Source organism: Photorhabdus viridis (assembly GCF_040256935.1).
Classification (GTDB): Bacteria; Pseudomonadota; Gammaproteobacteria; order Enterobacterales; family Enterobacteriaceae; genus Photorhabdus; species Photorhabdus viridis.
In genome coordinates, this window is the sequence record NZ_JBEJZY010000105.1 from 1 (window position 1) to 3,927 (window position 3,927).

Below are 3,927 nucleotides of genomic sequence, written 5' to 3' on the forward strand. Positions count from 1 at the left end.
CATCAAAGCGAAACGTAGACGAATATGGATGAAAACCCAATTTTTGGAGCGAGTATTACAGGCGGGTTTTGCTAATGTGAGTGATATTTAATCATTCATGCGGTTGCCCTGGGGTATTTCGTCTGAAATGGTGTCTTAATTCTATTAAAATGGTCAGATTGAATTACTGGGTAAAGTAAATAACTGTATAAATATCCACAAAGTTCTTTCTTCTGGGTCAATTGAGTGATAATGTGTCACTAAATAAAACATTTTATGGATAAAAAAAATGAAAGAATTTTTTTCATATGCCCAAGATCTTCATGAAAAATCAAAATTATTTCAGCAGCAAAAGTTGGCGGAAGATAAAAAGCTGATGGGGAGACTTTTTGAGTCTTATGATCAAAAAACTATTGCAGAACTTTTACGCAAAGTAAGTTATAACGACTGGACCCGTGAAACCTTAAATCGCTGGTTTAACGGAAAATCAGTCCAAAAATTGTTAACAGAAGTTGAAGTTGCTATGCTCCAAAAAATGCTCCCTGAGCCACCTAAAAATCATCTTCAATACGATTTCCGTTTCATTGATCTTTTTGCAGGGATTGGCGGAATTCGAAAAGGTTTTGAAGAAATTGGTGGTCAGTGTGTTTTTACCAGCGAATGGAACAAAGATGCTGTTCGTACCTATAAAGCAAACTGGTATTGTGATCCAGAGTACCATAAATATAATTCTGATATTCGTGAAATAACATTAAGTGAAAACCCAGAAATAGATGAAAAAGAAGCTTATAAAAATATTGATAAAGAAATTCCAGATCATGATGTTCTTTTGGCTGGTTTTCCATGTCAGCCATTCTCATTAGCAGGTGTTTCGAAAAAGAATTCTCTTGGTCGTGCTCATGGGTTTGAGTGTGATACACAGGGAACTCTTTTTTTTGATGTGGCTAGAATTATTACAGCTAAAAAACCTGCTATTTTTCTTCTGGAAAACGTTAAAAACTTAAAAAGTCATGATAAAGGGAAAACATTCCGTATTATCATGGATACATTGAATGAGTTGGGATATGCTGTTGCTGATGCGGATATCATGGGGCCGAATGATCCCAAAATTATTGATGGAAAATATTTTTTGCCTCAGCATAGGGAACGGATTGTGTTAGTTGGTTTTCGTAAAGATCTGAATATTCATCAAGGATTTACACTTAAGGAAATTAGTCGATATTTCCCGGAAGAACGACCAACACTTGCGGATTTACTTGAACCAGAAGTTGATAGTAAATATATTCTTACCCCTCATCTTTGGAAATATTTATATAATTATGCCAAAAAGCATCAAGCTAAAGGAAATGGTTTTGGATTTGGCCTTATAGATCCCAATAATAAGAATTGCGTCACTCGCACACTTTCTGCTCGTTACCATAAAGATGGATCAGAAATACTTATTGACCGGGGATGGAATAAAGAGCTTGGGGAACAGGATTTTGATAATCCAGATAATCAGAAAAATCGCCCACGTCGTTTAACACCGAAAGAATGTGCACGGCTAATGGGGTTTGAGTCTCCTCAAGGAGGAGCATTTCATATTCCGGTCTCAGATACACAAGCTTATCGACAGTTTGGAAACTCAGTTGTTGTGCCTGTATTTACAGCTATTGCTAAATTATTAGCTCCTTATATAGCGGAAGCAGTGGAACAACAGCAGACAAACAAAGATCAGGCGGCATAAATAAATTATGGCTGATGTTCACAATCCATCTACTCGCAGTAAAAATATGAGAGCGATCCGTAACTGTGATACAGCCATAGAAAAAAAACTGGTTAAAATTCTTCATAATCTTGGAGTAATTTATAGAATGCAGGGAAGTGATCTTCCTGGTAAGCCTGATTTCGTTATTGATGAGTATCAGGCTATTTTATTCGTACATGGTTGTTTCTGGCATGGGCATAATTGCCATCTTTTCAAAACTCCAGCTACCCGTACTGAATTCTGGTTAGATAAAATTGGCAAAAATATTAAAAGAGATCAGTGTGTTATGAATTCTCTTTCAGATAACCGTTGGAAAATATTAGTTGTCTGGGAATGCACTTTAAGAGGACGTTTGAAACTGACAGACAATGAGTTATCAGAAAGGATTGAAGAGTGGTTATGTGCAAGTGAAACTCATGCGGAAATTGATACCGTGGGGATACATAAAGTATTTTTGCAGAAAAATAAATAGTTTTTTAAATTAAAAGTGTTTTTTAACTCTTTTTTGTAAGATATCGTTACATTACATACTAAAGCTCCTCCATCTATAAGTTTCATTTTGATTAAAAAATGACCTGCCCTTCTGTGCAGCATTCTATTTTTACTTTAATAGAGTTAATCTATAGAAAGATTGTAACTAATAGATGGAGCAGGAAATGGCTAATGAACTGATAAATATAGAAAAAATATCATTTATCATGAAAGGTTTAGGAGCTAAGAAAATTATAGTTAAACCACTTTCAAACAATGACAACTCTAAGCAACAGATATATTTAGGATCTGATTTTACTGTCATACAAGGTATTCCTATTGGTGAACTGAAGAGTGCTGGTATGTCAAAAAAAGGTGCAATATTTAAGGCTGCATTAAATTTATTTTGGATAAATGCTGACGGCTATAAAGAGCAGGCATATGGGGCTCAAATTATTTTATATCCTAAATATCCAGAAATTCGTCTGTCGGGAATTATAAAAGGTTGTTCGATAGCTCCATCTCATTTAATGCAACCACCAACAAAAGAAGAAAGGATAAATAGATATGATAAGAGTCGTTATTTAATTTTTGGTATATGTGAAGACATTATTCTTGCTTATATGAGTTCTTGGGAAGATACTCTTTCTATTGAGCTCAGAAAATTAATTGATAAGAATATAATAAATCCTGTTTTCTCCGTTTTTTATGAATATTATTCTAATATTAAAGATAGCCGTATTGATCTTATAGCTCGTCTTAAAGAAATTTATTCTTATGGTTTTATTAAATCGCAAAGATTAGATAAAAATGGCAATGTAATTGAATATAGAGCAAGAAATGGGGCTGGTTTTACTTTAGAAAGTTTATTTGGAATTATACCAAATGGCAGATCTGGTCCTGATTTTTCTGGTTGGGAATTAAAAGCACATTCAGGAAGCGTCGTAACTTTAATGACTCCAGAACCAAATAAAGGAGAATATATAGAAAATCTACATAAATTTATGAGTGATTATGCATCTTCTAAGAAAGAGGATAGAGTTGATTTTGCCAGTATACATAAAATCGGATTGTTAAATGAAAAGACGAAGCTGACTTTATATCTTGAAGGATATGATTTTGATAAGAAAGAAATTATAGATCCTGATGGTGGATTAGTACTTAGGAGTACAAGCGGTAATATTGCTGCTGTTTGGAATTTCGGAAAATTATTAGACCACTGGAAACGGAAACATACTAAAACATGTTTTGTTTCGTATGAAATGAAATATGCTGACTTCCCATACTATAAATTTGGTCCCCAAATTGTATTAGCTACAGGTGCTAATCTTACTAAATTTATAAATGCGCTTGAATCAAGTAAAATATATTATGATCCAGGTGTTAATATAAAATATCAGGGAGGGGTGTCTAAAGTTAAGAAAAGAAATCAGTTCAGGATAAAGTGGAAAGATGTATTAAGTATTTATGACAAAACCGAAAACTTAGATTTAAATAAAGGTTAATTAAAATGAGCTTCTGTTCAGGAGGAAAAATAGTAATGCTCCGGTCATCTCACCTTGTTCTTCCTCTCCGGCCCATGCACGCTACCGCTTCCCTATCTTCATTTGGAGACTGACACCATGAGCCGTAGCCGATATACCCCGGAGCAAAAACAACACCATGTGACCCAATGGCGCCACAGTGACCTGACCCGAAAACAGTATTGCGAACAGCATCAGCTGAGTTTT

4 protein-coding genes are annotated in these 3,927 nt (G+C 34.6%); all 4 read left to right on the plus strand.

Features of this window, described 5'->3' with window-relative positions; translation table 11 throughout:
- The first annotated feature begins 268 nt into the window (after positions 1–268).
- Positions 269–1,705: a DNA cytosine methyltransferase gene (locus tag ABR397_RS22060; protein ID WP_350307585.1), complete on the plus strand. Its 1,437-nt coding sequence runs from the start codon at positions 269–271 to the stop codon at positions 1,703–1,705.
- Positions 1,706–1,712: 7 nt separating this feature from the next.
- Positions 1,713–2,198, plus strand: a complete 486-nt coding sequence (locus ABR397_RS22065; protein WP_350307586.1) for a very short patch repair endonuclease — start codon at positions 1,713–1,715, stop codon at positions 2,196–2,198.
- 184 nt (positions 2,199–2,382) lie between these two features.
- A complete protein-coding gene (locus tag ABR397_RS22070) occupies positions 2,383–3,702 on the plus strand; it encodes an MvaI/BcnI family restriction endonuclease (protein WP_350307587.1) in 1,320 nt (439 codons plus the stop codon).
- Between the two features lie 117 nt (positions 3,703–3,819).
- Positions 3,820–3,927 (plus strand): IS66 family insertion sequence element accessory protein TnpA (tnpA, locus tag ABR397_RS25095; protein ID WP_407072896.1); only part of this gene is annotated, 108 nt, incomplete at its 3' end.